The following is a 548-nucleotide window of genomic DNA, read 5'->3' as shown; positions in this document are numbered from 1 at the left end:
CAGGCCGAGGGCCCGGACAGCGTGCTCGCCTTCATCATGGAGCCGATCGGCGGTGCGGCGACTTCGGCCCTCGTCGCACCGGACAGCTATTATCCGCGTATCCGCGAGATCTGCGACCGATACGGCATCCTGCTCATCCATGATGAAGTGATGAGCGGCGCCGGCCGCACCGGAAAATTCCTTGGCGGCGACCATTGGAACTGCAAGCCCGACATCGTCGCGCTGTCGAAGGGGCTTGGCTCCGGCTATGCGCCGCTCGGCGCGCTGGCCGCCCCGATGCGGCTGGTCGAGCCGCTGCTGGCGTCGGGCGGCTTCCAGCATGGCCACACCTATGCCGGCAATCCGCTCGCCTGCGCGGCCGGGCTCGCCGTGCTCGGCGAGATGGACCGCCTCGACCTGATCGCCAATGCCGCCGCGATGGGCGACGTGCTGATGGACGGGCTGAAAGGGCTGGCGAAGCGTTTTCCGTTCATCGCCGATGTCCGAGGCAAAGGCCTGCTCACCGGCGCCGAGATGGTTGCCGATCCCGACACGCTGCGGCCGATCGA

1 protein-coding gene is annotated in these 548 nt (G+C 68.1%); it reads left to right on the top strand.

What is annotated here, in order from left to right:
- Nucleotides 1-548: aminotransferase class III-fold pyridoxal phosphate-dependent enzyme (locus NKI61_RS32860; protein ID WP_352842432.1), on the top strand; the 548-nt coding region annotated here is incomplete at both ends.

The organism is Mesorhizobium sp. M0514 (assembly GCF_040321145.1).
GTDB lineage: Bacteria > Pseudomonadota > Alphaproteobacteria > Rhizobiales > Rhizobiaceae > Mesorhizobium.
This window is presented reverse-complemented; position numbering and strand designations above follow the sequence as displayed.